Here is a 24,963-nt window from a genome sequence, read left to right on the forward strand (position 1 = left end):
GGGAGCGAGCGTGCTCGGGATAGGCGGTATGCCGGGTCACAAGCCCTGCGGCTGGGCCTCGACCGGCTTGTCCAGCTCGCGCAGGCTGCGGGTCACGCTGGCGGTATTGCATTTTGCTGCAGCCTGCTCTGGCGTGTATTTGCGCACAGTGCGGAAGAACAGTTCACAGGTCTGCTTTTTCTGTGTCACCTGCCACTTGGTCGCGCAGGCATCCAGCGTCAGCTTGGCATCGGCGCGTTGATTGCGCCCCATCCCCGCCTGCCAGCAGGCCGCTGTCAGGTCCTGTCCCATCATTTTCAGCCCGGCGGCATCGGCCGCATCCTGATCGCCACCGTGGCTGTCCTTGTCCGCTGCATACCAGATGGCACTGGGGTGGTTGGCGCCCAGTACCGGCACCTTGGCCCCGGCCTGCGGGCTGATGGTGACCAGGCCCAGCACATTCAGCTGCGGGCCATATTGCTGCTGGATCCAGCTGCGCACCGGCGCGCCGAAGGCAACCATCGGCAGCGGTTTGGCGGGGTTCTGCAGGGTCATCTCGCTGACCATGCGCACCTGGTAGTCCTTGAAGTAGCTGTAGGTGTCCTTCAGCGTTTCACCGGCGCTGGCAGGCGCGGCGATGGGGGCGATGTCGATGATGGTCTGGTACGCCGGGGTCTGGCTGGCGTCGACACCGTTGAAGGTCAGCAGTTCGGCCCAGCGATCGGTGGTGTTGGAGCGCAGGTAGTCCTGGGCCTGCGTCAGCGAATAGTCCGGCGGGAAGTGCAGCAGCTCGATGCTGCGGCGGTTCTGCAAGGCCATGCCCAGTGGCAGGAACAGGTACCAGTCGTAGGACCATTTGCCGTCCTTGTTCAGTTGGGTGGCACCCTGGTAGGCCAGTTCGCCGGTGTCGAGCAGCTTGCGCAGGGGCTTGGCATAGCTGGCGGGTACCCCGCTGATGGTCGCCTGCAGGCGGTCGTTGTCGCGGCTCACCTTTACCTGGGCATCGGCATGGCCATCGCGCCGTACGCTCTGGGTCAGGTAGTGTTCGACGGTCTGTTCCAGGGTCCAGTCGCGATAACAAATGACGTGGCAGTTGTTGGGGAAGGCGAACAGGCGGGTAACGCGCTGGGCGTCGCCCAGGTCGATGCGCGCATCGGCCGCGGCCAGGCCGCTGAAGGCGAGGGCGACGAGGCCCGGTAAGGCAATCTTGTGCATGCTTAACTCCTTGTCGTGCGCCGCCGTGTTTGGCAGCGTGCACATACTGGGGCAGGGGGAGCAGGGATGAAAGGGGCAAGATGGCTTCTGCTGGCGCTGGGCATGCTGGGTGCTGCGGCGCACGCTGATGAGCGTGATCTGTGGATGTTCGCGCAATGGGCCGGGGACCATCAGACCCGGCCATTCCGCCAGATGCTGGTGGACGCCCGGCTGTATGGCGTGGTGCCCATCCACCAGTTGCTGCGTTCGGCCTCGGACTGGCGGCTGTGCCGGGCTTCGCCTTTTGCGCTGCCGCCTGCGAGCAACTGGCCGGCGGTGCGTGCGACGCTGGCGCTACTGAAGGTGCTCGACCAACAAGGCATCCTGCGCCAGTTCGAGGTGGTATCGGCCTACCGTGACCCTGGCCTCAACCGCTGCGCGGGTGGTGCCGTGGGTAGCGCCCATACGCGCGCCTTTGCGGTGGATATCCTGCTGCCGGCGTGGGCCGATCCCAACCCGCTATGCCGTTTCTGGCAGCAATCCGGGCAGGCCTGGAACATGGGGCTTGGGCGTTACCCGAGCGGGCGCATCCACATCGATACCGCTGGTTATCGCACCTGGGGCGGTGACGGCCGTTCGGGTTCGTCGTTCTGCACCAGGCCCAGCTGATCCAGGCCGCTGCGGCATTCGTCCGTCACCCAGGCGGCGAAGCGCTGGCGCTTGTCACCGTCGTGCCAAGGTAGTGGGCTGAGCAGGTGGTAGGCCGAGCCATCACGCACGAAGCCGAAGGGGGCTTGCAACTGCCTGTTGGCGAGTTCGTCGAGCACCATCAGGGCCGAAGCCATGGCCAGGCCCAGGCCAGCGCTGGCGGCCTGGATCGACAGGTAGAAATGCTCGTAGTCGCTGCGCTCGGCATGCCGGGCCTGCTGCCCGCTCAGGCGCAGCCAGGTGGGCCAGGCAGCGGGGCGGGTGCTGCTGTGCAGCAGGCGCTGGCCGTCGAGACTGGCGCTGGCGGTGGGGTGGCACACCGGGCCGATCCATTCGTCACAGATCTTCACGCTGTGCAGCTGGTTGCCCCAATGGAAGTCGTCGCGGCGGATTGCCAGGTCGACACCGCTGCGGGTGAAGTCCAGCGGCCCGCCGGCAGCCACCAGGTGCAGCTGCAGGTCGGGGTGGGCGGCATGGAAGCGCGGCAGGCGCGGGATCAGCCAGCGCATGGCGATGGTGGGCTCGCAGGACAGCACCAGTACGTTTTCGCGGTCCTGTTGTTGCAGGCGCTGCACTGCGCCTTCGAGCTGCTCGAAAATCGCCTGGGTGGTGTTGTACAAGGTGCGGCCGGCCGGGGTCAGGAAAATGGCCCGGTTGCGGCGCTCGAACAGTTCCACGCCAAGGCTTTTTTCGAGCAGGCGCACCTGGCGGCTGACCGCACCATGGGTGACATGCAGGTGCGCGGCGGCGCGCACGAAGCTTTCGGTGCGTGCGGCGATGTCGAAGTAGCGGAAGGCGTTCAGCAGCGGCAGTTTCATGGCGTCCCTGTTTGCCTGCACCCGCGAAGACGCCGGCACAGGTTCTTAGCATCAGTGAGAAAAACTAGCAGATTTACCCCACGATAAATCGATTTTGTCGCGTACAGAAGCACTCGATAATCAGCGTATCCGTGCATTTTCATCGCCTATCGAGAGCCCCGTCATGACCGAACTCATTGCCATCGCCCTGTTCACCCTGCTGGCTGTCATCAGCCCCGGCGCGGATTTCGCCATGGTCACCCGCAGCAGTTACGCACAGGGCCGCAAGGCCGGGCTGGCTGCCGCCGTGGGCATTGCGCTGGGCGTACAGGTGCACGTGCTGTACACCGTGCTGGGGATTGCCCTGGTCATCAGCCACAGCCCGACGTTGTTCCTGGGCATGAAAGCACTCGGGGCGGGTTACCTTATCTACCTGGGTTACCGGCTGCTGACCCGTCGCAGCCAACTAAGCGTGAACGGGGAGGCGGGCCAGGCGGGCTTGCTGGTTGCACTGCGTACCGGTTTCCTGACCAACGCCCTCAACCTAAAGACCATGCTGTTCGTGATCAGTGCCTATACCCAGGTGGTTCAGCCCGGTAGCTCGCTGGCACTGGACTTCGCCTATGGTGGGTTCATGTCTTTCGCTCATTGGGCCTGGTTCAGCCTGGTCGCGGTGTTCTTTTCCAATGCGGTACTGCGCGAGGCGATGCTGGCAAGGCAGCAACTGGTCGACCGGATGATCGGCGTCGCGCTGATCGGCCTGGGCCTGGCCGTGGCGTTCGCCGGGGTGAAGTGAGGGCGGACGGCTTTTCTGCAGGCAAAGAAAAAGGGCTTACCTTGCGGTAAGCCCTTCGTCTTTGTTTGGTGGCTACACAGGGACTTGAACCCCGGACCCCAGCATTATGAATGCTATGCTCTAACCAACTGAGCTATGTAGCCGATGGCGCGCATTATTCTCTTGAACGGCCCCCCTGTCAACACTCATTTCAAAAAAATTTGCACGCTTTCAAAAACTTAGCGGCCAGGCTGGGTTTCTGCCTGGCCTGGCGGGGTCACTCTGCCGCGACAGCGGGCATTTCGCCCAACGCTGGCGGGGATGTTTGCAGGAAAAGCGCGACTGGGTGGTAAAAATGGTAGCTAGGTAGCTATCTATTTCCTGATAATCGGATCCCAAACTGCGGACGGAGACTCAGGGACATGGCTATCAGTAGCGCCCCCACAGCATCCACCACTGCGGCGGCGAGCCAAGCCACGCCGCTGGTGATGCGCATCATCGGTTTCTGCGCGCTGGCGCACCTGATCAATGACCTGATCCAGTCGGTACTGCCGGCGATCTACCCGATGCTCAAGGCCAACTACGACCTGAGTTTCGCCCAGATCGGCATGATTACCCTGACCTTCCAGATCACCGCCTCGTTGCTGCAGCCCTGGGTCGGCTTCTTCACCGACCGCCGGCCCGCACCCAACCTGCTGCCGCTCGGCACGCTGTGCACCTTGGTCGGCATCGTGATGCTGGCTTTCGTCGGCAGCTTCCCCATGATCTTGCTGGCTTCGGCGCTGGTAGGCATCGGCTCCTCGACCTTCCACCCCGAGACTTCACGCATCGCCCGCCTGGCTTCGGGCGGCCGTTTCGGCCTGGCCCAGTCGACTTTCCAGGTGGGTGGCAACACCGGTTCGGCACTGGGCCCGCTGCTGGCGGCAGCCATCGTCATTCCGTTCGGCCAGAGCCACGTCGCCTGGTTCGGCCTGGCCGCGCTGTTCTTCCTCTGCGTTACCCTGATGCTGCGCCGCTGGTACAAGGACCACCTCAACCAGGCCAAGGCGCGCAAGGCAGTCCAGGCAACCCACGGCATTTCCCGCACGCGGGTGATCGCAGCGTTGATCGTGCTGGGCTTGCTGGTGTTCTCCAAGTACTTCTACATGGCCAGCTTCACCAGCTACTTCACCTTCTACCTGATCGAGAAGTTCGAGGTGTCGGTGGCCAGCTCGCAGCTGCACCTGTTCCTGTTCCTCGGTGCGGTGGCGGCGGGTACGTTCTTTGGTGGGCCGATCGGTGACCGCATCGGGCGCAAGGCGGTGATCTGGTTCTCGATCCTGGGCGCGGCGCCGTTCACCCTGGCACTGCCTTATGCCGACCTGTTCTGGACCACGGTACTGAGCGTGGTGATCGGTTTCATCCTGGCTTCGGCGTTTTCCGCCATCGTGGTCTATGCGCAGGAGCTGGTACCGGGCAGCGTCGGCATGATTGCCGGGATCTTCTTCGGGTTGATGTTCGGTTTCGGCGGCATTGGCGCGGCACTGCTGGGGTATGTGGCGGACTTGCGCGGCATCGAATATGTGTATGGGCTGTGCTCGTTCCTGCCACTGTTCGGGCTGTTGGCGGTGTTCTTGCCGAGTACCGGTAAGCGCTGATATTGGCGGGGCACGCAGCGGCCCCGACGATTGACGACCTGACCCCCTTGGCCTAGAGTTCCGCCTCTTTTCCCCAATCACCTGCGTAGTAGCCACCGCAATGCGCCGTACCCAATCCCTGCCACACACCCGCCAGCCTGCCCTCCGGGCCCTGCGCCGTGCGTGGCCGAGCGACACGGTGCTCAAGCGTCGCCGCAGCGTGCTGTTTGCCTTCACCTTCTCGCCACACCTCGCCTGACCTGATCTGCGCTTTCGCGTCGCGCGCCGCCCTGGCGTGCGCACCTGTGTCTGCACGTCTTTTCGGTTTGCAAGGAGTGGTACATGAACATGCGTTTGCTGGCGGGCCTGTTGTTCGCCGTCTCGGTGGTGGGTTTCAGCCTGGGGGCCAGCCTGCCGCTGGTGTCGTTGCGCCTGCATGAAGCGGGGGCGAGCACGCTGGAGATCGGCATCCTTTCGGCTATCCCAGCTGCGGGCATGATGCTCTCGGCGTTTCTGGTCGATATCTGCTGCCGCCATTTCACCCGGCGCACCCTTTATCTGCTGTGCTTCAGCCTGTGCACGGTCAGCATCGCCCTGCTCGAATCGGCGTTCGCTTCCCTGTGGCTGCTGGCGCTGCTACGCCTGGGCCTGGGGCTGGGCATGGGTATCGCCATCATTCTCGGCGAATCATGGGTCAACGAGCTGTGCGCGGAACATAACCGCGGCAAGATCATGGCCCTGTACGCCACCAGCTTCACCGGCTTCCAGGTGCTCGGCCCGGCCATGCTGGCCGTGCTGGGTGCCGACAGCCCCTGGATCATCGCCGTGGTCACGGCCTGCTATGGCCTGGCATTGCTATGCATCGTGCTGACTGTGCCTGACGACTATGTCGAACATGAAGAAGGCGAGAAAAGCTTCGGCCTGGCCGGCTTCTTCCGCGTGGCGCCGGCGTTGTGCGTAGCGGTGCTGTTCTTCTCGTTCTTCGATGCAGTGGTGCTGTCGCTGCTGCCGGTCTATGCCAGCAGCCATGGCTTCGCCGTCGGCGTGGCGGCGCTGATGGTGACGGTGGTGTTTGCCGGCGACATGCTGTTCCAGCTACCGCTGGGCTGGTTGGCCGACCGGGTCGAGCGTACCGGGCTGCACCTGGCCTGCGGGCTGGTGGCGATGGCGATCGGTATCGGCTTGCCCTGGCTGCTGAACATGACCTGGCTGCTTTGGCCGCTGCTGGTGCTGCTGGGTGCCGTGGCCGGGGGCATCTATACCTTGGCGCTGGTGCTGATCGGGCAGCGCTTCAAGGGCCAGGACCTGGTTACCGCCAACGCCAGCGTGGGCTTGCTGTGGGGTGTCGGCAGCCTGGTCGGGCCGCTGCTGAGCGGCGCGGCGATGGACGTGGCGCCGCATGGCCTGCCAATGGCGCTGGCACTGATGGCCGGCTTGTTCGTGTGCTTTGCCCGGCAGTCGTATCGGCGCGCGGGGCGTTTGCGCGCGTTGGCGGACTGAGGCTGTTCAGGCCGCGCCGATGCTCACCCAATAGCGTGTGTGGTAATCGACCCGCACCGGCAGGCTGCGGGTGAGCAACTGCAGGATCTGCCCGGTGTCGTTCAGCTGGTAGGTGCCGGTCACAGCCAGCCCGGCTACCTCTGGGGCGCAGCGCAGCAGGCCCGGGCGGTAGCGGGCCAGTTCGGCAATGAACTCGCCCAACGGCATTTGTTGCACGCTGAGTACGCCGTCGGTCCAGCCCCACGGGTCGCTGCGCAGCGTCACCGCCTGGAAGCTGCCGCTGGGCCAGACCTGCAAGGTCTCCCCAGGCAGCACCCGGCGTGGCGAAGCCGAGGCGGGGAACAGCGTGACATCGCCCCGACGCACCGCCAGCAACAAGCCGTGGTCGTTCTCGCGCAGCAGCAGTTGGCCATCGACGGTGGTCATCGCGCCGACGCGAGTATCGATGCGGAATGGGCGGTTGTCGTTGGGGTTGCTGTCCAGGCTTGCCTCGCCGCGCAGCAGATGCAGCCGGCGTTGCCCGGCGTCGTAATGCAGGTCGATGGCGCTGGCGGTGTTGAGCTGGATGCGGCTGCCATCTTTGCCTTGCAGTTGGCGGCGCTCGCCGGTGGCAGTACTGCTGTCGGCCAGCAGCTGAGGCAGGCCCAACGGTTCGCGCGCGGCCCAGCCCAGGCTGCCGCCCACGGCCAGCACGGCCAATAGCTTGAGGTGATCGCGACGGCTGCTGCGCTGCCGCTGGCAGGTATCCAGGGTGCGCCGGCTCAGGTCGTTGGGCAGCCCGGCGAGCTCATCACCGAGGCGGCTGACCCGCTGCCAGGCCAGGGGGTTATGCGGATGGCTGGCCAGCCATTGCTGGAACTGCCGCTGCAGACGCGGGCTGGGGCGGTCGAAGCGCAGCTTCACCAGCCAATCGATTGCCTGGTCGATATGCGCCTGCGCGGGCGTGCTGTCAGGCGTCGGCATAGCGCAACCGGTAGCAGGCGCCCAGGGCCTTGGCCAGGTCGCGCTCGACCGTGGCCCGCGACACGTTCAGCCGTTGGGCAATGCGCACGATGCTCAACCCGTCGAGCTGGGCCAGCAGGAATGCCTGCCGAGCACGCGGCTTGAGCTGATACAAGGCTTGGTCGAGGCGTGCCAGGGTATCGAGTATCAGCAGTCGATCTTCTTCGCTGGGCACGTCGGCTTCCGGCAGCTGGGCCAGGCTTTCCTGGAAGGCCCGCTCCAGCGCGCGGCGGCGGAACTGGTCGATCATCAGGCCGCGGGCGATGCTGCTGAGATAGGCGCGCGGCTCCTTCAGCGGCGATACCTGGCGCGCCCGCAACAACCGCACGAAGGTATCCTGGGCCAGGTCGGCGGCCTGTTCGCTGCAACCGACCCGGCTGCGCAGCCAGCGGCGAAGCCAGGAGTGGTGGGCCTGATAGAGCAGAGCGACCTCGGCGGGCTGGAGCATGTCGTTGGTCTGCATCGTGGTGAAGGCCCGGTCCCGTGTGCATGCGATTGTGAATGGTTCTCAATTCTATGCGGGGACGGTGCTGCTGAGCAACGTTCTGCGAGCAATTACCGCGCAAGAATCGGCGTTTGCCCGTGGCTCGGCTGCGCTAAGCTGGACCTGCACTCGACCTGATGGAGGTGCCATGATCCTCGCCGACCTTTCGCCTGATGCCGCCACCGACTACCTGGCGGCGCTCGACCCGGACTGGGCGCGGCACATCGCCGCTACCGGGCCTTGCCTGCACCAGGCCACCCCGGGGCGTGAACCCTATGAAGTGCTGGTGCGGGCCATTGCCTACCAGCAGCTGCATGCGCGTGCCGCCGAAGCGATTATCGGGAGGTTGCTGGCGCTGTTTCCGGACAACGCCTTCCCCGAGCCCGAGCAGTTGTTGGCGGTTGCCCCGGAAACCATGCGCGCCTGTGGCTTTTCGGCAACCAAGGTGGCCACGGTTCAGGGCATCGCCCGGGGCCGGCTGGAGGGCCTGGTGCCGACCCGGGAAGAAGCCATGGCCATGCCCGACGAGGCGTTGATCGAGCGGCTGGTGGCGCTGCGCGGGGTGGGGCGGTGGACCGTGGAAATGTTGCTGATCTACAGCCTGGCACGTGCGGATGTGCTGCCAGTGGACGATTTCGGCGTGCGCGAGGGATACCGGCGGCTGAAGGGGCTGGACAAGGCGCCGACACCGGCGCAGATGCGCTCGTTGGGGGGCGGCTGGCGGCCGTACCGTACCGTGGCGGCCTGGTACCTGTGGCGGGCCTGACGCAGCGCCTGCACAGGCAACAACCTATCTGGACACTGAACAATGAACCGCTACACCACCCCGGAGCAACGCTGGCAAGCCGTGGAATCCCGTGACAGCGCCGCCAGCGGCCACTTCGTCTACGCCGTACGCACCACCGGCATCTATTGCCAGCCCGGCTGCAAGTCACGCTTGGCCAAGCGCAGCAATGTCGCGTTCTACGATACCCCGGCCGCTGCCGAAGCGGCCGGTTACCGCGCCTGCAAACGTTGCAGCGCGACCACCAGCCCCACTCGCCACAGCCAGCTGGTCACCCGCGCCTGCCGCCTGATCGAAGCCTGCGAACCCGCGCCCAGCCTGGACCAGCTCAGCGCCGAGCTGGCCATCAGCCCGTTCCACCTGCACCGGCTGTTCAAGGCCGAAACCGGCCTTACTCCCAAGGCCTACGCCACCGCCTTCCGCGCCCGGCGCCTGCGGGCGCATCTGGTGGATGGCCAGCGTTCGGTCACCGATGCCATCTACGACGCCGGCTACAACTCCAACAGCCGGTTTTATGAAAGCGCCGAGCAGCGCCTGGGCATGCGCCCGCGGCAATACCGCGCCGGTGGCGCCGGGGCGACCATTCACTTCGCCCTTGGCCAATGTTCCCTGGGCGCGATCCTGGTGGCCCAGAGTGAGAAGGGCATCTGCGCAATTTTGCTGGGCGACGACCCCGAAGCCCTGTTGCGCGAGCTGCAGGACCAGTTTCCCAAGGCCCGGCTGATCGGCGGCGATAGCGCCTACGAACAGCTGGTTGCCGAAGTGGTGGGCTTCGTCGAAGCGCCGTCATTGGGTCTGGCCCTGCCGCTGGATGTGCAGGGTACTGCCTTCCAGGAGCGGGTTTGGCAGGCCTTGCGCGAGGTGCCGGCCGGTAGTCGGGTGAGCTATACCGAGATCGCCGAGCGCATCGGTGCGCCCAAGGCGGTACGTGCGGTGGCGATGGCCTGCGCGGCCAACCACATTGCCGTGGCGATCCCTTGTCATCGGGTGGTGCGCCGCGACGGCGACCTCAGCGGCTACCGTTGGGGGGTGGCGCGCAAAGCGCAACTGCTCAAGCGAGAAACGGCACTCTCCTGATCGCCTGAAGCCGCGTAGAATCCCCCGCCAAATCGAATTGCAAGAGGAATATTCGATGAGGCGTGTCAGCCTTGCCCGTTACTGCCCAGGACTGATGGTCCTGATGGCCTTTTTGCTGGTGGTTGCCAGCCCCGCCTGGTCGGCCCCGGCCACGCCGTTATCCAACCTGGCAGTCGCCGAAGCGCCAGTGCTGGACGAAAACGCCAGCATCGAGCAACTGAGCGAGCGCCTGGACCAGATCCGCCAGGGCGTTACCAGCGAAGCCAACGATGACCTGCTGTCGCAACTGCGCCTGGGCGCCGTACAGGTGCAACGCCAGGCCGATGCGTTGAGTGCCTTGCGCACTGCGGAGGTGGAGAAACTCGACGACCAGCTCAGAGTCATCGGCCCGCGCCAGCCGGACGAGGCGGCAGCCCTGACCCAGCAGCGCAAAGAGCTGGAAGCTGAGAAAAAGGCACTGGTGGCGCAGCAGGACCAGGCCATCAAGCTGACCCAGTCGGCCCGCGACCTGTCCACGCAGATCGTCAACCTGCGCCGCAGCCAGTTCAACTCGCAAATCACCAGCCGCGCGGCGTCGCCGCTCAGCCCGGCTTTCTGGCAGAGCATCATTCGTCCTACCCAGGACGACGTGGCGCGCCTGCGGGACCTGCGTGCCGAGGCGGCCGATGCCATTGGCAGCGCCTTCAGCGCCGAGCACCGCTGGCTGTTCATCACCAGCCTGATTGCTGCCATCCTGGTCTGGACCTTGGTGCGCCGCGTGCTCGAGCGCCTGTTGGCCAGCGCCATGGTCCACTGGCTGCCCGAAGGCCGCCTGCGCCGTAGCTCGTTGGCGCTTGGCGTCAGCCTGGCGACCCTGGGTACCATCGCCGGGTCGGTCTCGCTGCTGCGCTGGGGGCTGGAGAGCAGCGCCGAACTGGGCTCCGATATCGCCAGCCTGGCCAACCATGTGCTCGCCCTGGTGGTGTTCAGTGCCTTCATCACTGGCCTGGGCCGCGCCATGCTGATGCTGCAGCGCCCGTCCTGGCGCCTGCCGCCGATCCATGACGAAGTGGCCAGCGCGCTGGGCTGGTTCCCCAAGGTCCTGGCGCTGGCGCTGATGGTCATGATGACCATGGAGCGCATCAATAGCGTAATCGGCGTCAGCCTGGCATTGACCGTGGCCGTCAACGGCCTGACCGCGCTGGTGGTGGCGTTCACTTTCGCCGGAGCGCTGCTGCGTTACCGCCGTACCTTGCGCAAGCATGACCTGGAGCGCCCCAAAGGCCTGGCCGGGCTGATTCCGTTCGTGATGGTGATCTGGCTGACGCTGATCCTGCTGGCGCTGCTTGCCGGCTACCTGACGCTCGCCTACTTCCTTACCGGCAAGTTGCTGTGGGTCAGCCTGGTCATCACCTGTGCCTACCTGCTCACCACCTTCCTTGGCGACCTGTGCGAAACCCTGTTGTCGCCGCGCCAGCCTGGCGGCCTGGCGCTGGCCTCGACCCTGGGCCTGGCGCCTCGTCACCAGGCCCAGGCCAGCACCATCCTTGCCGGTATCGGCCGCACCGTGGTGCTGTTCCTGGCGCTGCTGCTGGCGCTGATGCCGTCGGGCACCAGCCCGAGTGAGCTGCTGCTCAGCCTGGCTGACTGGGACGGCACCGGCGGCAAAGTGCTCGGCAACCTGAACATCGTGCCCCAGGATATCCTGCTGGCGTTGGTGATTTTCTTCGGCGGGCTGTTCGCCATCCGCGTGGTCAAGCGCTGGCTGAGTGAGCGCCTGCTGCCGGAAACCGACATGGACGCCGGCATGCGTGCCTCGTTGGTCACCCTGGTGGGTTACCTGGGCTTCATCTTCCTGGCCATGCTGGTGATGTCGACCTTGCGCATCAACCTCACCAGCCTGACCTGGGTGGTCAGTGCCCTGTCGGTGGGTATCGGTTTCGGCCTGCAGCAGATCGTGCAGAACTTCATCTCCGGCCTGATCCTGCTGACCGAGCGCCCGGTGAAGGTGGGCGACTGGGTCAGCCTGGCAGGGGTCGAAGGCGACATTCGCCGGATCAACGTGCGCGCTACCGAGATCCAGATGTCCGACCGTTCGACGGTGATCGTGCCCAACTCGCAGTTCATTTCCCAGAACGTGCGCAATGTGACCATGGGCAATGCGCTGGGCGTGGTCGGCATCACCCTGACCTTGCCGCTGGAGACCGATGCCAACCGCGTGCGTGAGCTGTTGTTGGCGGCGTACCAGGAGCATGAGGCGATTCTCGACGCACCGGCCACTTCCGTATCGTTCAAGGATCTGACCAGCAGTGGCATGGTGATTGGCGTGAGTGGTTACGTGGCGGGGCCGCGGCAGGTGTCGGGTACCCGCAGCGACCTGCTGTTCACCATCCTTGGGCGCTTGCGTGACGAGGGCATTGCCCTGTCTTCACCGCAGAGCATGGTACTGCTGCAAGAAAGCGCGCGGTCGGCTGACGCAACGGCGTGAATGCCGAGGGCTGCTGTGCAGCCCATCGCGGCGTAAGGCCGCTCCCACAGGTACTGCACAGCAATCACTGGCGGCACCGTTCCTGTGGGAGCGAATCGCGGCAAGCCAGCTCTCCCAGACATAGCGCATGGCTTGAGGCCAGTGCGGTCGGGGTAGGAGCAACGGTCTTGCTCACAATTTCTAAAAGCTGGCGCGGTCCCTGTGGGAGCGGGCTTGCCCGCGAACACGGGCGAAGCCCGTGCCATCCACCGCGGTGTCTTCTTCGCGGGTAAGATCCTGGTACTGCTGCAAGAAAGCGCGCGGTCGGCTGACCCAACGGTGTGAATGTCGAGGGCTGCTGTGCAGCCCATCGCGGCGCAAGGCCGCTCCCACAGGTATTGCACAGCATTCACTGGCGGCACCGTTCCTGTGGGAGCGAATCGCCGGCAAGCCAGCTCTCCCAGACATAGCGCATGGCTTGAGGCCGGTGCGGTCGGGGTAGGAGCAACTGTCTTGCTCAATTTCTAAAAGCTGGCGCGGTCCCTGTGGGAGCGGGCTTGCCCCGCGAACGCGGGCGAAGTCCTTGCCCTCCACCGCGGTGTCTTCTTCGCGGGTAAGATCCTGGTACTGCTGCAAGAAAGCGCGCGGTCGGCTGACGCAACGGCGTGAGTGCCGAGGGCTGCTGTGCAGCCCATCGCGGCGCAAGGCCGCTCCCACAGGTACTGCACAGCAATCACTGGCGGCACCGTTCCTGTGGGAGCGAATCGCCGGCAAGCCAGCTCTCCCAGACATAGCGCATGGCTTGAGGCCGGTGCGGTCGGGGTAGGAGCAACTGTCTTGCTCAATTTCTGAAAGCTGGCGCGGTCCCTGTGGGAGCGGGCTTGCCCGCGAACGCGGGCGAAGCCCGTGCCATCCACCGCGGTGTCTTCTTCGCGGGTAAGATCCTGATGCCCTGGGGCCGCACCAAGACGCAAGCTGGCTTGCCGGCGAATGGGCCGCATGACGGCCCCTTGCGCTATCAGCCCAGGCAGCGCGTTACATGCTTCACCGACTGGTACGCCGACAACCCCCACGGCCCGAGTTCGCGGCCGATCCCGCTGCCCTTGGTGCCGCCCCACGAAGTCTCGACGAACACCGCCTGCACCGAGTTGATCCACACATGACCAACCTCCAGCGCATCGGCCACCCGCTCGGCGCGCGCCAGGTCGGCAGAGCACACCGTCGCCACCAGCCCGAAACGGCTGTCGTTGGCTTCGGCAATCGCCTGTTCCTCGGTAGCGAAGCGACGCGCGCACAGCACCGGGCCAAAAATCTCCTCGGTCCACAAGCGGCTGTCCTTCGGCACATCGGCATACAACGTCGGGCTGACGAACCAGCCGTCCCGGTCCAGCGCCTTGCCACCGGCCAGGCACTGCAAACCTTCTTCCCGCGCCGTGGCAAAGTAGCTGGCCACCTTCAGCCATTGCGCCTGGCTGGTCAGCGGCCCCATGTCGACTTCTTCGATCAGCGGGTTGCCTACCCGCAGGTTTTCCAGTGCCGCCTGCAAGCGTGGCAACAGCGCATCGGCAATACCGTTCTGCACCAGCAGCCGCGACGTGGCCGAACACATCTGCCCGGCGTTCCAGGTGATGCCGGCGACGATCCATTGCACCGCCTGGTCGACATCGCAATCCTCGAACACCACGATCGCCGACTTGCCGCCCAGCTCCAGCGTCACTGGCCGGCATTGCGCCGACGCGCTGCGCATCACCTGGCTACCGACGCTGTTGCTGCCGGTGAAGGACAGCTTGTCCAGGCCAGTGTGGTTGCTCAGGGCGGCGCCGGTCTCGGCCTTGCCGTTGACGATGTTCAGCACCCCGGCGGGCAGGTCCAGGGCATCGGCGATCTGGCCGTAGGCCTGTTCGACCAGCGGGGTGACTTCCGAGGGCTTTAGCACCACCGTGCAGCCCGCTGCCAAAGCCGGGGCGAGCTTCCAGGCGCTGGTTACCAGCGGGAAATTCCACGGCACGATCAGGCCGACCACACCCACCGGCTCCAGGCGGGTGCGCGCGGTGAAGCCGGGGGCGGCCAGGGGTACCTCACGGTTTTTCGACGGCAGTTGCGCGGCCAGCTCGGCATAGTAGTTGAACGTGGCAATGGCATCATCCAGGTCGATTTCCGCCTCGTGGCGCGGCTTGCCGTTGTTGCGCATCTGCATGCTGATCAGCGCTTCGCGGCGCTGGCCCAGTTGCTCGGCAAAGCCGCGCAGGTAGCCAGCACGCTCGCTGGCGCTGGTGGCTTTCCAGGCGGGCAGGGCACTGCGGGCGGCCGCCACGGCCTGGTCAACCTGGGCTGCGCTGGCTGCCATCAGTTCGGCGAACGGTTGCCCCAGCGCAGGGTCGTTGACGCTGATGCAGTCGCTGCCCTGGCCTTCGACCCAGCGGCCGGCGATATAGTGGGAAGTGGTCATGGTCGGTTTCCAGTCAGGCCATTTCGGCAGTGGTTACCGGCGTATGCGCGGCGCTTTTGCAACGCACCCAACGCGGGCCCTGGGGGCCATACACGCCAGCAGGTTCGGGGAACAGGTTGAGCAGTACCAGGTACAGCACGCCGGCCAGGCCCAGGGTGACCGGCAGGCTCAGGTCGATGCCGCCAGCCAGGTCACCCAGCGGGCCGACGAACTGCCCCGGCAAGTTGACGAAGCACAGGCCGACTGCCGCGCTGGGGATCCACGCCCCCATGCCGCGCCAGTTCCAGCCATGCAGGAACCAGTAGTGGCCGCCGCGCTGGCCGCGGGTGAACACTTGCAGGTCATCGGCATGGTAGAAGCCGCGGCGGGTGACCAGGCCAAGGATCATGATCACCATCCACGGGCTGGTGCAGGTGATGATCAGCACGGCAAAGGTCGACACGCTCTGCACCAGGTTGAAGGTGAAGCGGCCGATGAAGATGAAGCCGATCGCCAGCACCCCGATCAGCAGGGTGGCGCCGGCGCGGCTGAGCAGGCGCGGGAATACGCTGGACATGTCCAGGCCGGTGCCATACAGCGCGGTGGTGCCGGTGGACATGCCGCCGATCACGGCAATCAGGCACACCGGCAGGAAGAACCAGCTGGGCGCCACTGCCAGCAAGCCACCGACGTAGTTGTTGGCAGCGATGTAGTCGGGTGCCTGGGTCGCTACCAGCGTGGCCGTGCACAGGCCGAACAGGAACGGGATCAGTGTCGCGCCCTGGGCCGCGATCACCGCCAGCATGATACGTGTCTTGGGCGTTTCTCGCGGGATGTAGCGCGACCAGTCGCCGAGGAACGCACCGAACGACACCGGGTTGCTCATGGCCAGGATCGCCGCGCCGACGAACGCCGCCCAGAAGCCCGCCTGGCCAAGGTTGACGCTGCCGGCGTAAGCGGCATCGAACGGCCCGGCAAAGGCGACGATGCCGAGCAGGAACAGCAGGCTCGAAGCCCACACGGCCACCTTGTTGACCCATAGCATGAAGCGGAAGCCGAAGATGCACACCACCAGCACCAGTACCGCGAACAGGCCATAGGCCAGGCCCAGGGTCAGGTCGGTTTCCGGCAGGCCGGCCAGGCGCTTGGCGCCGCCCACCAGGGCGTCGCCCGAACTCCATACCGACAGCGAGAAGAACGCCACCGCCGTGAGCAGCGACAGGAACGAGCCGACGATGCGCCCGTGCACGCCAAAATGCGCGCCCGACGACACCGCGTTGTTGGTGCCGTTGAGTGCACCGAACAGGCCCATCGGTGCGAGGATCAGGGCGCCCACGCCGACGCCAAGCAGGATCGCCCATACCCCGGCCTGGAACGACAGCCCGAACAGTACCGGGAAGCTCCCCAGCACCGCTGTGGCAAAGGTATTGGCACCGCCGAAGATCAGGCGGAACAGGTCCAGCGGGGAGGCGTCGCGTTGATCGTCAGGGATCTGTTCGACGCCGTTGGTCTCGATAGCGGTCGAGTGGCTCATGGTGATGCTCCAGCGCGGTTGTTGTGGGCCGGCGCGGTGCGCGGGCCATCTTGTGGGTGCGATGGCAGGGCGGCAAGGCCGCAGGAAAAACGCAGGTCAGCCCGGGGACATGACCGACAGGTGCTCGTGGCAGGCCAGCCATTGGTCACCGTGGCGGCGGAAGACGATGGTCTCGCGTTCGCTCAGTTGGTGCTTCTCGCCGGCACTGCGGATGTGCGTGGCCACGTCATGCATGAAGATCGCCACATCGCCTTGCAGGCTGACCTGGGCATTGGCTGATTCGCAGGCGAGCACGGCAAAGCCGTCGGCCTGCCACTGCGCCCACAGTTCTTCGTAGGCACGGCGTGACAGCAGGGGCTGTGGCAAGGTGTGGAAGAGGAAGGTGGCGTCTTCGCTGAAGCAGGCGAAATAACGGGCTGTGTCGTTGCTGGCGAATGCGGCAACAAGCTCGGCGGCGGCTTGGCGTACCTGGAGTGTCTGGTCCACGGAAGTGGCCTCACGGTTCTTGTGATTATGGTGAAGCGATTCTGGTGGCGGTCGGCGGGCAGAAAAATCGCTATCTGCAAATAATCAGTTCAGGAATTCGTGAAGTGATGGTTGCGTTACCTTTACCCTTGCGCGCGCAGTGGATTAAGTTGACGCCTGATGAGAAACCGTTATTCGTGAGCAGCAGGATGCCTACTACGCTGCGTTGGCGGCAGCCGATCAGGCTGCTGATGCAACACCGTTTGTGAATCCATGGCTGAAGCTTTGTTTGCCTGGCTTGGGGGCGCTGGTCGTTTCGCGCCTCGTGCTACCGGCCCCGGGCGAACCGACTGGCGGTACTCCCTGCGGCTGGACCTTGCCTACGCTGATATTCCCAACCTGCCGAAGCAAGGAGATCCGTCATGGCCTTCCAATACAAGCGTCTGGACAAGAACAACGCTGCCGTGCTGCTGGTCGATCACCAGACCGGCCTGCTCTCGCTGGTGAGGGATATCGACCCCGACCGTTTCAAGAACAATGTGCTGGCCCTGTCGGACCTGGCCAAGTACTTCAAGCTGCCGACCATCCTCACCACCAGTTTCGAAACCGGCCCCAACGGCCCGCTGGCGCCCGAATTGAAAGAACAGTTCCCTGACGCCCCGTACATTGCCCGGCCCGGCAACATCAATGCCTGGGACAACGAGGACTTCGTCAAGGCGGTCAAGGCCACCGGCAAGAAGCAGTTGCTGATCGCCGGCGTGGTCACCGAAGTGTGCGTGGCCTTCCCGGCACTGTCGGCGCTGGCGGAGGGCTTCGAGGTGTTCGTCGTCACCGACGCCTCCGGAACCTTCAACGAACTGACCCGTGACTCGGCCTGGCGGCGCATGGAGGCAGCCGGGGCGCAGTTGATGACCTGGTTCGGCGTGGCCTGCGAGCTGCATCGCGACTGGCGCAACGACATCGAAGGCCTGGGCACCTTGTTCTCCAACCATATTCCGGACTACCGCAACCTGATGACCAGCTACAACAAGCTGGCCAAGTAAGCCGGCCTCGAGGCCAAACCCTACTCTGTGAGAACGGCTAAACCCGCTCTCACAATCAGCCCAACACCCATCCAATCAATCGGCTGGACGCAAAACCTGAGATCACAACAAGCGAAGCGGCAAATCGCCATGGATCGACCATACTGACTCCTCAATTGCAGCAGGAGAGCGCCATGTCGAAGCCGTCCAGGAACAAGACCACACTCGAACAACCGGAAAAACTGGGCAGCAAGGCCTACGAGAAGGAACTCAAGCGCCTGCATGTGGAGCTGGTAAAACTGCAGGAATGGGTGGTGGCCAAGGGCCTGAAGGTATGTATTGTCTTCGAAGGCCGCGACGGCGCTGGCAAGGGCGGCACCATCAAGGCCATCACCGAGCGCGTCAGCCCGCGGGTATTCCGTGTGGTGGCGCTGCCGGCACCGACCGAGCGGGAAAAGACCCAGATGTACCTGCAGCGCTATGTCGGCCATCTGCCTGCCGCAGGCGAGGTAGTGATCTTCGATCGCAGCTGGTACAACCGTGCCGGGGTCGAACGGGTGATGGGCTTCTGCTCGAACGAACAGGCCGACCGGTTCCTCGCTGGCGTGCCGCTGTTCGAAAAGGTCATGGTCGAGTCGGGCATCATTCTCATCAAGTACTGGCTCGAGGTCAGCGCCGAGGAGCAGACCCGGCGCCTGCAGGACCGCATCAATGACGGCCGCAAGCTGTGGAAGCTGTCGCCCATGGACCTCAAGTCGTACACCCGCTGGGATGACTACACCAAGGCCCGTGATGAGATGTTTGCCGCGTCGGATACCGCCTGGGCGCCCTGGTTCATGGCCCATTCCAACGACAAGCGGCGGGCCCGTCTGAACATCATCAACCACATGCTCGGCCGCATCCCCTACAAGGACATCACTCAGGAGCAGGCGGTGAAGCTGCCCAAGCGCGGCAAGATCGGCAAGTACAAGGCCGTTGCCTACCCGTTCAAAGTGGTCGAAGAGCGTTTCTGATCCCTTCCCTGCGGGGAGCAGCGAGGGTGCAAGCCTATGCCACATGACGGCAGCCTGCTACAGGCGACGGTAGTGTTCCTGCTGGCCGTGGTGCTTCTGGTACCGCTGGCGCAGCGTCTGAAAATGGGTGCGGTGCCGGGCTACCTGCTGGCCGGCATCCTCATCGGCCCCTCCGTGCTCGGGCTGCTCGACAACCCCGAGAACGTAGCGCGGTTGTCGGAAATGGGCGTGGTCATGCTGTTGTTCGTCATCGGCCTGGAGCTGTCACCGCAGCGCCTGTGGACCATGCGCCGGGCGTTGTTTGGCGTCGGTTCGCTGCAGGTAGGGCTGACCGCCGTCGTGCTGGGCCTGCTGGCGTATTTCGCATTCGGCCAGTCGAAGGCGGCCGCCATCGTGCTCGGCCTCGGGTTGGCGTTGTCGTCGACGGCCTTCGGCCTGCAGGTGCTCGCCGAGCGCAAGGACCTTGCCAAGCCACACGGGCGCCTGGCCGTGGCCATCCTGCTGTTCCAGGACATCGCTGCCATTCCACTGATCGCCGTGGTGCCCCTGCTGGGCGGCAACGTCAGCACTGCCGACGAAGGCGCCTGGCCGCTGCTGGCGGTGGCGCTCGGCCTTGGCACGTTGATCGTCTTTGGCCGCTATCTGTTGAGCCCGGTGTTCAAGTGGACGGTCGGTTCCGGCTTGCCGGAGCTGTCGACCGCTACTGCCTTGCTGGTGGTGCTGGGCACGGCCTGGGTGATGGAGCATGTAGGCGTGTCGATGGCCCTGGGGGCCTTTCTCGCCGGTGTGCTGATGGCCGAGTCGCCTTTCCGGCATGAACTGGAGACCCAGATCGAACCGCTCAAGGGCCTGCTGCTGGGGCTGTTCTTCGTCGGCGTTGGCATGAGTGCCGACCTGCGCCTGCTGTTCGACCTGCCACTGCTGGTGCTGGGGCTGACACTGTTGCTGGTGGCCATCAAGCTGCCGCTGCTGTATGGCCTGGGGCGTACGGCCGGTGGCCTCGACCAGGCGCAGGCGCTGTGCCTCGGCGTGGTGCTGGCCTCTGGCGGCGAGTTTGCCTTCGTGGTGTTCAAGCTGGCGCTGGAGCACCAGGTGCTGGCGCAGCAGGTGCACGACCTGCTGGTACTGGCCATCACCCTGTCGATGGCAGTGGTGCCTCTGATAATGATGGCCCTGGCGCGGCAACTGCGTGACGACAGCTCCGCCCAGGCTAGCGCTGAAACGAGCCACTGAATCGCGCCGCACGGCGTAGCTGAAGTTGGGAGGTGAAGCATGCAACCAGGTATCAAGCTGGACAGCAGCCTGTCGCGGGGCTTGCTTGATGTGCTCATCAAGGCTGGCCTGATAGCCGCCCTAGTGATGTTTGCCTTCCAGACGTTCCAGCCGTTCCTGGAACTGATGCTGTGGTCGGTGATCCTGGCCGTGACCCTGTATCCGCTGTATTGCCGTATCCAGCGCCGCACCGGGCTCAAGGACGGGCTCTCGGCGACCCTGGTCGTGGTGCTGGTACTGGTCGTGCTGCTGGTGCCGATCTACCTGGTGGTGATGTCCATCGGCGAATCGGTGGACAGCCTGGTGACCTTGCTCAAGAGCGGCGCCTGGAGTGTGCCGCCACCCCCTGAGTCGGTGGCGGCCTGGCCGCTGATCGGGCCGAAAGTCCATGCCCTGTGGCTGGCGGCTTCGGAAAACATGGCCGGTGTGCTGAACCAGTGGATGCCGCAACTCAAGGGCGCCGGGCGCACGGTGCTGGGGGCTGCTGCCAGCGCCGGGGGCGCGTTCCTGCTGTTCATCGCGGCGATCATCGTCTCGGGCATCATCATGGCCTTCGGTGACCGTGGCGAAATCGCGGCGCAACGCATCGCCATGCGGGTATCGGGCGAGGAGCGCGGCAAGCCGCTGGCCAAACTGTGCACCGCCACCATTCGTGCCGTGGCCCAGGGGGTTATCGGCATTGCCTTCATCCAGATGTTGCTGATTGGGGTCGGCTTCGTCATCAAGGGCGTGCCAGGTGCCGGGATGCTGGCCATCGTCATCCTCATGCTGGGGATTGCCCAGGCACCCGCCACGCTGGTCACCGTGCCGGTGATCATCTACGTCTTCAATGCCGAAGGCTTCACCGTGGCCACCATCGTGTTCGCCGTCTACACCTTCGTCGCCGGGCTGGCCGACAACGTGCTCAAGCCGTTGCTGCTGGGGCGCGGGGTGGATGTGCCGATGCCGGTGGTACTGATCGGCGCGCTCGGTGGCATGGTGGTCAAAGGCATCATCGGCCTGTTCATCGGCCCGGTGATCCTCGGCGTCACCTATGTGCTGTTCTGGCAATGGGTGGCGCTGCAGGTGCCGGAAAACCCCGCAGAGCCGAGCGCCTGAGCCAAGGATTGCCATGCCCGGACGCGTCTATGGTTGTGCACTGAGCCTGATTGCCGTGTTGGCCGGTTGCACCCAGGTCGGCCCGGATTTCCAGCCGCTGCAGGACCCCTGGCTGCACACGTGGGATACGCCTTTGCTGAAGCAGGCCGGCCAGCAGGCTACCGCGCCCGACCTGCGCCAGTGGTGGGCGGTGTTCGCCGACCCGGCACTGGACGCCCTGATTGCCGAGGCCGACGCCAACAACACCAACCTGCGCGTGGCCGGTTTGCGCATCGCCGAAGCGCGCGCCCAGCTGGCCATCGTGCAGACCGGGCGTTATCCACAGCTGCAGCAACTGCGTGCCCAGAGCTTGTACCTGAAGCAGGACCAGTCCGGCAGCGCCAACGCCCGCGATTCGGTGTTCTGGCAGTCCAGCGCAGGCTTCGACATCGGCTGGGAAATCGACTTCTGGGGGCGCTTCAGCCGCGCCATCGAAAGTGCCGATGCTGCCTATTTTGCCTCCCAGGCCAATTACGCCGATGCCATGCTGCTGTTGCGGGCGCAGGTGGCTGACACCTACTTTGCCCTGCGCACTGCCGAGGCGCGGCTGGATATCGCCGAAGAAAACGCCCGGCGCCAGGCGCGCAGCCTGGAAATTACCGAACGGCTGTTCCGTCATGGTGAAAACGACGAACTCGACTGGCAACAGGCGCGTACCCAATACCTGGCCACCCAAGCCACCATCCCTGAGTTCCAGAACCAGCTCAATGCCCTGCGCAACGTATTGTGTGCGCTGCTCGGCCGGCCACCCGGGCCGTTGCCGCAGCTGGACGCAGGCCACGGCCAGCTGCCATTGCCGGACCGTGCCGTACTGCAGGACGTACCCGCCAACCTGCTGCAGCGCCGCCCGGACATCCGCGCCGCCGAGCAGGCAGTGGCCGCGCAATCGGCGCTGGTCGGGGTGGCCGAGGCCGATCTCTATCCCCAGCTGAGCCTGCTGGGCAGCATTGGCTGGAGCTTCGTCACGGCCAGCCACCTGCCCGACACCTTTGAACTTGCCGCCGGCCCCAGCCTGATCTGGAACCCGTTCGACTACGGCCGGCGCAAGAACGCCGTGCGCGTGGAGGATGCCCGCCTGCAGCAGCTGATCGAGCTGTACCACTTGGGTGTACGCGAAGCCGCGCGCGAGGCGGACGATGCCGCCAGCGGGCTGGTGCGCTCGCTGCAGAGCGCGCGTATTCGCGACCAGGCCTCGCAGGCCGCGCAACGCTCGTTGAGCCTGGCCAGCTCGCAGTACCGCGAAGGTTTCGCCGACTTCCAGCGGGTGCTCGACGCCCAGCAATTGCTGTTGCAGCAACAGGACGGTTACCTGGTCAGCCGCGGCAACGCGGTGAGTAGCCTGGTGACCTTGTACAAGGCCCTGGGCGGCGGTTGGGATGCCAACCGCGCGCCGATCGACGCGGCCACGCGCCAGCAGATGCAGCAACGAACCGACTGGGGCGAGCTGCTCGACGAGCCAGCCCCCAGCGCCCATGCACAAGGTGAAACGAAATGAGTGACCCAGCTCCGCCGCCGCCCCCAGCCGCCCCCGATCGCGGCATGCGCTGGGTATTGCTGCTGATTGCCGTGAGCCTGCTCTGGTACCTGCTGGCCGACCGCTTCACGCCCTACACCCAGCAGGCCCGCCTGCAAGCCTATGTGATACCGGTCAGTGCCGAGGTGGCCGGCCAGGTGAAGCGTGTGGCGGTGGGCAACAACCAGGAAGTGCGCCGGGGCGATGTGCTGTTCGAGCTGGACCAGGAGCAGTACCGCATTGCCCTGGCGCGTGCCGAGGCCGACCTGGACGCGGTGCGCCGGCAGATCGGTGCGCACACGGCTGGCATCGACTCGGCACAGGCGGCGTTGCTCGCGGCGCAGGCCAACGAGCGCAAGGCGCGGCAGGACGCCGAACGGCTCAAGCGCCTGATCGACGAAGACCCGGGGACGGTGTCGGTGCGCCGCCTGGAAGGCGCCCAGGCCACTCGCGACCAGGCTGTCAGCCAGGTGGCGGCAGCCCGTGCCGAAGTGGAGCGGGCGCGGGAGCAGCAGGGTGGGGCGCAGGACGACAACGCCCAGTTGCGCAGTGCCGCCGCCAATGTGGAAAAGGCCCGCCTGGACCTGGCACGCACGGTGGTGCGTGCCGATGCGAACGGCCTGATCACCGACCTGCGTACCGACGTCGGCCACTATGTCGGCGCCGGCAGCCCGATGATGACCCTGATCGCCATCCATGACGTGTGGATAAGTGCCGACATGACCGAGAACAACCTCGGCCGCCTGCGCCCCGGTACCCCGGTGCTGGTGGTGCTCGACGCACTGCCCGGCACGGTGTTGAAGGAGCACGTTCGCAGCATCGGCTACGGTGTGAGCGTGGGCCAGAGCACCCCGCCGGGCACGCTGCCGACCGTGCAGAACAGCCGCGAGTGGCTGCGTTCGGCGCAACGCTTCCCGGTTATTGTCGAACTCGAGCGTGACCAGTTGCAGGACAAGAGCGGGCTGCGGGTTGGCGGGCAGGCCGAGGTCATGGCCCTGCCCAGCGAAGGTAACCCGTTGAACCTGCTGGGCCGGCTGTTCATGTGGCTGATGAGCTGGCTGTCGTATGCCTATTGAACTGCGCCGCCTTCGCGCCCTGCGCCTGGCCTGGGGCGTGGCACTGTGCCTGGTGGTGAGTTTTGGCGTCGGCCTGCCGGTGCCGATCCTGGCGCCGGTGTTCGCGGTACTGTTGCTGGCCATGCGCAGCCAGCCCCTGCCGCTGCGTGCGGCGCCGGCCCTGGCGCTGCTGGTGCTGCTCAGTTGCGGCAGCGGGCTGTTGCTGATTCCGCTGCTGCGTCATGCGCCGGTGAGCGGGGTGTTGCTGGTGGGCGTGGGGGTTTTCCTGACCTTGCGCTACGCCCTGAAGGGCGGCAATGGCTTGCTGGCGAACTTGCTGGTGGTCGGCCTGACCATGATCGCTGCCGCCGGTACCAGCGACTTCACCCTGGCACTCTCGGTGGTCGAAGCGTTGGCCAAGGGCATGCTGCTGGCAGTACTGGGCACGGCCTTGGCCCATGTGCTGTTTCCCGAACCTGCCGATGCACCGGCGCAACCAGCGCCGCCGTTGCTGGACAGTGAGCAGGTCAGCTGGGTGGCGCTGCGTGCCACGCTGATCGTGATGCCGGCGTTCCTGCTGGCGTTGATCGCCCCGGACCAGTACATGCCACTGATCATGAAGGCGGTAAGCCTGGGGCAACAGGCTGGCGAGACTCGCGCCCGACATGCCAGCCGGGAGCTGATCGGCTCGACCTTGCTGGCCGGCTTGCTGGCGATCCTGATATGGGGGGCGCTGAGCCTGTTCGTGCACCTGTGGATGTTCTTCCTGTGGGTGCTGCTGTTCACACTTTGGCAGGGGCGGCGGATGTACCAGGCCGTGCCGAACCGGCAGGGCCCGGCCTATTGGCTGAGCTGCCTGATGACCATGCTGATCTTGCTGGGGCAGTCGGTGCAGGACAGTGCCGGTGGGCAGGATGTCTACCGCGCCTTTGCCGTGCGCATGGCGCTGTTTGTGGCGGTGTCGGTGTATGCCAGTGCCATGCTCATCTGGATCGACCGGCTTCGGCTACGGCGTGGCCTGCTTCGCGGGTAACCCGCTGACGCAGCTCAAACGTTGTAGGAGCGGCCTTGTGTCGCGAAAGGGCTGCGTAGCAGCCCCAGCAATTTGTGCATCTGCGCTGAAAACCTGGGGCTGCTTTGCAGCCCTTTCGCGACACAAGGC

At 65.3% G+C, this 24,963-nt stretch carries 22 protein-coding genes and 1 tRNA gene; 15 read left to right on the top strand and 8 right to left on the bottom strand.

What is annotated here, in order from left to right:
* Positions 1-36: 36 nt before the first annotated feature.
* Positions 37-1,194 carry a hypothetical protein gene (locus QSV36_RS19415; protein WP_225780361.1) on the bottom strand — a complete coding sequence of 386 codons (1,158 nt, stop codon included), beginning with the start codon at positions 1,192-1,194 and terminating at the stop codon, positions 37-39.
* A 66-nt stretch (positions 1,195-1,260) separates the two neighbouring features.
* Here QSV36_RS19415 and QSV36_RS19420 point away from each other — a divergent pair, with 66 nt between their 5' ends.
* Positions 1,261-1,842 (top strand): D-Ala-D-Ala carboxypeptidase family metallohydrolase, encoded by a 582-nt coding sequence (locus QSV36_RS19420; protein WP_289133781.1) that lies wholly within the window; start codon positions 1,261-1,263, stop codon positions 1,840-1,842.
* Here QSV36_RS19420 and QSV36_RS19425 read toward each other — a convergent pair.
* Positions 1,782-2,699, bottom strand: a complete 918-nt coding sequence (locus tag QSV36_RS19425; protein WP_289133782.1) for a LysR substrate-binding domain-containing protein — start codon at positions 2,697-2,699, stop codon at positions 1,782-1,784. The genes QSV36_RS19420 and QSV36_RS19425 overlap by 61 nt on opposite strands.
* A gap of 163 nt (positions 2,700-2,862) precedes the next feature.
* On the opposite strand from QSV36_RS19425, the gene QSV36_RS19430 reads away from it, so the two are divergent.
* Positions 2,863-3,474, top strand: coding sequence for a LysE family translocator (locus QSV36_RS19430; RefSeq protein ID WP_289133783.1), 612 nt, complete (start codon positions 2,863-2,865; stop codon positions 3,472-3,474).
* 66 nt (positions 3,475-3,540) lie between these two features.
* Here the strand turns inward: QSV36_RS19430 and QSV36_RS19435 are convergent.
* Positions 3,541-3,617: transfer RNA gene (locus QSV36_RS19435), tRNA-Met, on the bottom strand.
* Between the two features lie 258 nt (positions 3,618-3,875).
* On the opposite strand from QSV36_RS19435, the gene QSV36_RS19440 reads away from it, so the two are divergent.
* The 3 genes from QSV36_RS19440 (at position 3,876) to QSV36_RS19450 (ending at position 6,569) form a co-directional block, all read left to right on the top strand.
* Positions 3,876-5,090 carry an MFS transporter gene (locus QSV36_RS19440; RefSeq protein WP_289133784.1) on the top strand — a complete coding sequence of 405 codons (1,215 nt, stop codon included), beginning with the start codon at positions 3,876-3,878 and terminating at the stop codon, positions 5,088-5,090.
* Positions 5,091-5,190: 100 nt separating this feature from the next.
* Positions 5,191-5,328, top strand: coding sequence for a hypothetical protein (locus QSV36_RS19445; protein ID WP_289133785.1), 138 nt, complete (start codon positions 5,191-5,193; stop codon positions 5,326-5,328).
* An 83-nt stretch (positions 5,329-5,411) separates the two neighbouring features.
* Positions 5,412-6,569 carry an MFS transporter gene (locus QSV36_RS19450; RefSeq protein ID WP_289133786.1) on the top strand — a complete coding sequence of 386 codons (1,158 nt, stop codon included), beginning with the start codon at positions 5,412-5,414 and terminating at the stop codon, positions 6,567-6,569.
* 6 nt (positions 6,570-6,575) lie between these two features.
* Here the strand turns inward: QSV36_RS19450 and QSV36_RS19455 are convergent, their stop codons facing one another.
* Entirely contained in the window at positions 6,576-7,532 is a 957-nt protein-coding gene (locus tag QSV36_RS19455; protein ID WP_289133787.1) for a FecR domain-containing protein, read from the bottom strand.
* Positions 7,519-8,034 (bottom strand): sigma-70 family RNA polymerase sigma factor, encoded by a 516-nt coding sequence (locus QSV36_RS19460; RefSeq protein ID WP_289133788.1) that lies wholly within the window; start codon positions 8,032-8,034, stop codon positions 7,519-7,521. The genes QSV36_RS19455 and QSV36_RS19460 overlap by 14 nt, the downstream gene beginning before the upstream one ends.
* A 169-nt stretch (positions 8,035-8,203) precedes the next feature.
* Here QSV36_RS19460 and QSV36_RS19465 point away from each other — a divergent pair, with 169 nt between their 5' ends.
* Genes QSV36_RS19465 through QSV36_RS19475 form a run of 3 tightly spaced genes read left to right on the top strand, consistent with a single transcriptional unit; the run spans position 8,204 to position 12,383 of the window.
* A complete protein-coding gene (locus QSV36_RS19465) occupies positions 8,204-8,821 on the top strand; it encodes a DNA-3-methyladenine glycosylase family protein (protein WP_289133789.1) in 618 nt (205 codons plus the stop codon).
* 42 nt (positions 8,822-8,863) lie between these two features.
* On the top strand, positions 8,864-9,916 hold the full coding sequence (gene ada, locus QSV36_RS19470) for a bifunctional DNA-binding transcriptional regulator/O6-methylguanine-DNA methyltransferase Ada (RefSeq protein ID WP_289133790.1): 1,053 nt from the start codon (positions 8,864-8,866) through the stop codon (positions 9,914-9,916).
* A gap of 55 nt (positions 9,917-9,971) precedes the next feature.
* Complete coding sequence (locus QSV36_RS19475; protein WP_289133791.1) at positions 9,972-12,383, top strand: DUF3772 domain-containing protein; 2,412 nt, start codon at positions 9,972-9,974, stop codon at positions 12,381-12,383.
* 997 nt (positions 12,384-13,380) lie between these two features.
* On the opposite strand, the gene QSV36_RS19480 is transcribed toward QSV36_RS19475, so the two are convergent.
* The 3 genes from QSV36_RS19480 to QSV36_RS19490 all read right to left on the bottom strand — a co-directional run bounded on the left by QSV36_RS19480 (position 13,381) and on the right by QSV36_RS19490 (position 16,810).
* Positions 13,381-14,811 (bottom strand): aldehyde dehydrogenase family protein, encoded by a 1,431-nt coding sequence (locus QSV36_RS19480; RefSeq protein WP_289133792.1) that lies wholly within the window; start codon positions 14,809-14,811, stop codon positions 13,381-13,383.
* A 13-nt stretch (positions 14,812-14,824) separates the two neighbouring features.
* Complete coding sequence (locus QSV36_RS19485) at positions 14,825-16,324, bottom strand: purine-cytosine permease family protein (protein WP_289133793.1); 1,500 nt, start codon at positions 16,322-16,324, stop codon at positions 14,825-14,827.
* A 96-nt stretch (positions 16,325-16,420) separates the two neighbouring features.
* Positions 16,421-16,810 carry a YybH family protein gene (locus tag QSV36_RS19490; protein ID WP_289133794.1) on the bottom strand — a complete coding sequence of 130 codons (390 nt, stop codon included), beginning with the start codon at positions 16,808-16,810 and terminating at the stop codon, positions 16,421-16,423.
* Positions 16,811-17,211: 401 nt separating this feature from the next.
* On the opposite strand from QSV36_RS19490, the gene ycaC reads away from it, so the two are divergent.
* The 7 genes from ycaC to QSV36_RS19525 all read left to right on the top strand — a co-directional run bounded on the left by ycaC (position 17,212) and on the right by QSV36_RS19525 (position 24,834).
* The gene (gene ycaC / locus QSV36_RS19495) at positions 17,212-17,832 is read left to right on the top strand and encodes an isochorismate family cysteine hydrolase YcaC (protein WP_289133795.1); all 621 of its coding nucleotides are present in this window, start codon (positions 17,212-17,214) and stop codon (positions 17,830-17,832) included.
* Positions 17,833-18,005: 173 nt separating this feature from the next.
* Positions 18,006-18,824, top strand: a complete 819-nt coding sequence (gene ppk2 / locus QSV36_RS19500) for a polyphosphate kinase 2 (protein WP_289133796.1) — start codon at positions 18,006-18,008, stop codon at positions 18,822-18,824.
* Between the two features lie 36 nt (positions 18,825-18,860).
* Positions 18,861-20,057, top strand: a complete 1,197-nt coding sequence (locus tag QSV36_RS19505; protein ID WP_289133797.1) for a monovalent cation:proton antiporter-2 (CPA2) family protein — start codon at positions 18,861-18,863, stop codon at positions 20,055-20,057.
* A gap of 39 nt (positions 20,058-20,096) precedes the next feature.
* Positions 20,097-21,194: an AI-2E family transporter gene (locus QSV36_RS19510; RefSeq protein ID WP_289133798.1), complete on the top strand. Its 1,098-nt coding sequence runs from the start codon at positions 20,097-20,099 to the stop codon at positions 21,192-21,194.
* A gap of 13 nt (positions 21,195-21,207) precedes the next feature.
* A complete protein-coding gene (locus QSV36_RS19515; protein ID WP_289133799.1) occupies positions 21,208-22,728 on the top strand; it encodes an efflux transporter outer membrane subunit in 1,521 nt (506 codons plus the stop codon).
* Positions 22,725-23,822: an HlyD family secretion protein gene (locus tag QSV36_RS19520; protein ID WP_289133800.1), complete on the top strand. Its 1,098-nt coding sequence runs from the start codon at positions 22,725-22,727 to the stop codon at positions 23,820-23,822. The genes QSV36_RS19515 and QSV36_RS19520 overlap by 4 nt, the downstream gene beginning before the upstream one ends.
* Positions 23,812-24,834 carry a DUF2955 domain-containing protein gene (locus tag QSV36_RS19525; protein ID WP_289133801.1) on the top strand — a complete coding sequence of 341 codons (1,023 nt, stop codon included), beginning with the start codon at positions 23,812-23,814 and terminating at the stop codon, positions 24,832-24,834. The genes QSV36_RS19520 and QSV36_RS19525 overlap by 11 nt, the downstream gene beginning before the upstream one ends.
* The last annotated feature ends 129 nt before the right edge of the window (positions 24,835-24,963 follow it).

This window comes from Pseudomonas sp. BCRC 81390, from assembly GCF_030341915.1.
GTDB lineage: Bacteria > Pseudomonadota > Gammaproteobacteria > Pseudomonadales > Pseudomonadaceae > Aquipseudomonas.

Bases quoted from the DNA above. Each gene is read 5' to 3' on its own strand.
- QSV36_RS19505 (WP_289133797.1), top strand. From the start codon at position 18,861: ATGCCACATGACGGCAGCCTGCTACAGGCGACGGTAGTGTTCCTGCTG.
- QSV36_RS19430 (WP_289133783.1), top strand. From the start codon at position 2,863: ATGACCGAACTCATTGCCATCGCCCTGTTCACCCTGCTGGCTGTCATC.
- ada (WP_289133790.1), top strand. From the start codon at position 8,864: ATGAACCGCTACACCACCCCGGAGCAACGCTGGCAAGCCGTGGAATCC.
- QSV36_RS19525 (WP_289133801.1), top strand. From the start codon at position 23,812: ATGCCTATTGAACTGCGCCGCCTTCGCGCCCTGCGCCTGGCCTGGGGC.
- QSV36_RS19480 (WP_289133792.1), bottom strand. From the start codon at position 14,811: ATGACCACTTCCCACTATATCGCCGGCCGCTGGGTCGAAGGCCAGGGC.
- ppk2 (WP_289133796.1), top strand. From the start codon at position 18,006: ATGTCGAAGCCGTCCAGGAACAAGACCACACTCGAACAACCGGAAAAA.
- QSV36_RS19415 (WP_225780361.1), bottom strand. From the start codon at position 1,194: ATGCACAAGATTGCCTTACCGGGCCTCGTCGCCCTCGCCTTCAGCGGC.
- QSV36_RS19485 (WP_289133793.1), bottom strand. From the start codon at position 16,324: ATGAGCCACTCGACCGCTATCGAGACCAACGGCGTCGAACAGATCCCT.
- QSV36_RS19425 (WP_289133782.1), bottom strand. From the start codon at position 2,699: ATGAAACTGCCGCTGCTGAACGCCTTCCGCTACTTCGACATCGCCGCA.
- QSV36_RS19450 (WP_289133786.1), top strand. From the start codon at position 5,412: ATGAACATGCGTTTGCTGGCGGGCCTGTTGTTCGCCGTCTCGGTGGTG.
- QSV36_RS19440 (WP_289133784.1), top strand. From the start codon at position 3,876: ATGGCTATCAGTAGCGCCCCCACAGCATCCACCACTGCGGCGGCGAGC.
- QSV36_RS19460 (WP_289133788.1), bottom strand. From the start codon at position 8,034: ATGCAGACCAACGACATGCTCCAGCCCGCCGAGGTCGCTCTGCTCTAT.
- QSV36_RS19445 (WP_289133785.1), top strand. From the start codon at position 5,191: ATGCGCCGTACCCAATCCCTGCCACACACCCGCCAGCCTGCCCTCCGG.
- QSV36_RS19420 (WP_289133781.1), top strand. From the start codon at position 1,261: ATGAAAGGGGCAAGATGGCTTCTGCTGGCGCTGGGCATGCTGGGTGCT.
- QSV36_RS19520 (WP_289133800.1), top strand. From the start codon at position 22,725: ATGAGTGACCCAGCTCCGCCGCCGCCCCCAGCCGCCCCCGATCGCGGC.
- QSV36_RS19475 (WP_289133791.1), top strand. From the start codon at position 9,972: ATGAGGCGTGTCAGCCTTGCCCGTTACTGCCCAGGACTGATGGTCCTG.
- QSV36_RS19515 (WP_289133799.1), top strand. From the start codon at position 21,208: ATGCCCGGACGCGTCTATGGTTGTGCACTGAGCCTGATTGCCGTGTTG.
- QSV36_RS19465 (WP_289133789.1), top strand. From the start codon at position 8,204: ATGATCCTCGCCGACCTTTCGCCTGATGCCGCCACCGACTACCTGGCG.
- QSV36_RS19510 (WP_289133798.1), top strand. From the start codon at position 20,097: ATGCAACCAGGTATCAAGCTGGACAGCAGCCTGTCGCGGGGCTTGCTT.
- ycaC (WP_289133795.1), top strand. From the start codon at position 17,212: ATGGCCTTCCAATACAAGCGTCTGGACAAGAACAACGCTGCCGTGCTG.
- QSV36_RS19455 (WP_289133787.1), bottom strand. From the start codon at position 7,532: ATGCCGACGCCTGACAGCACGCCCGCGCAGGCGCATATCGACCAGGCA.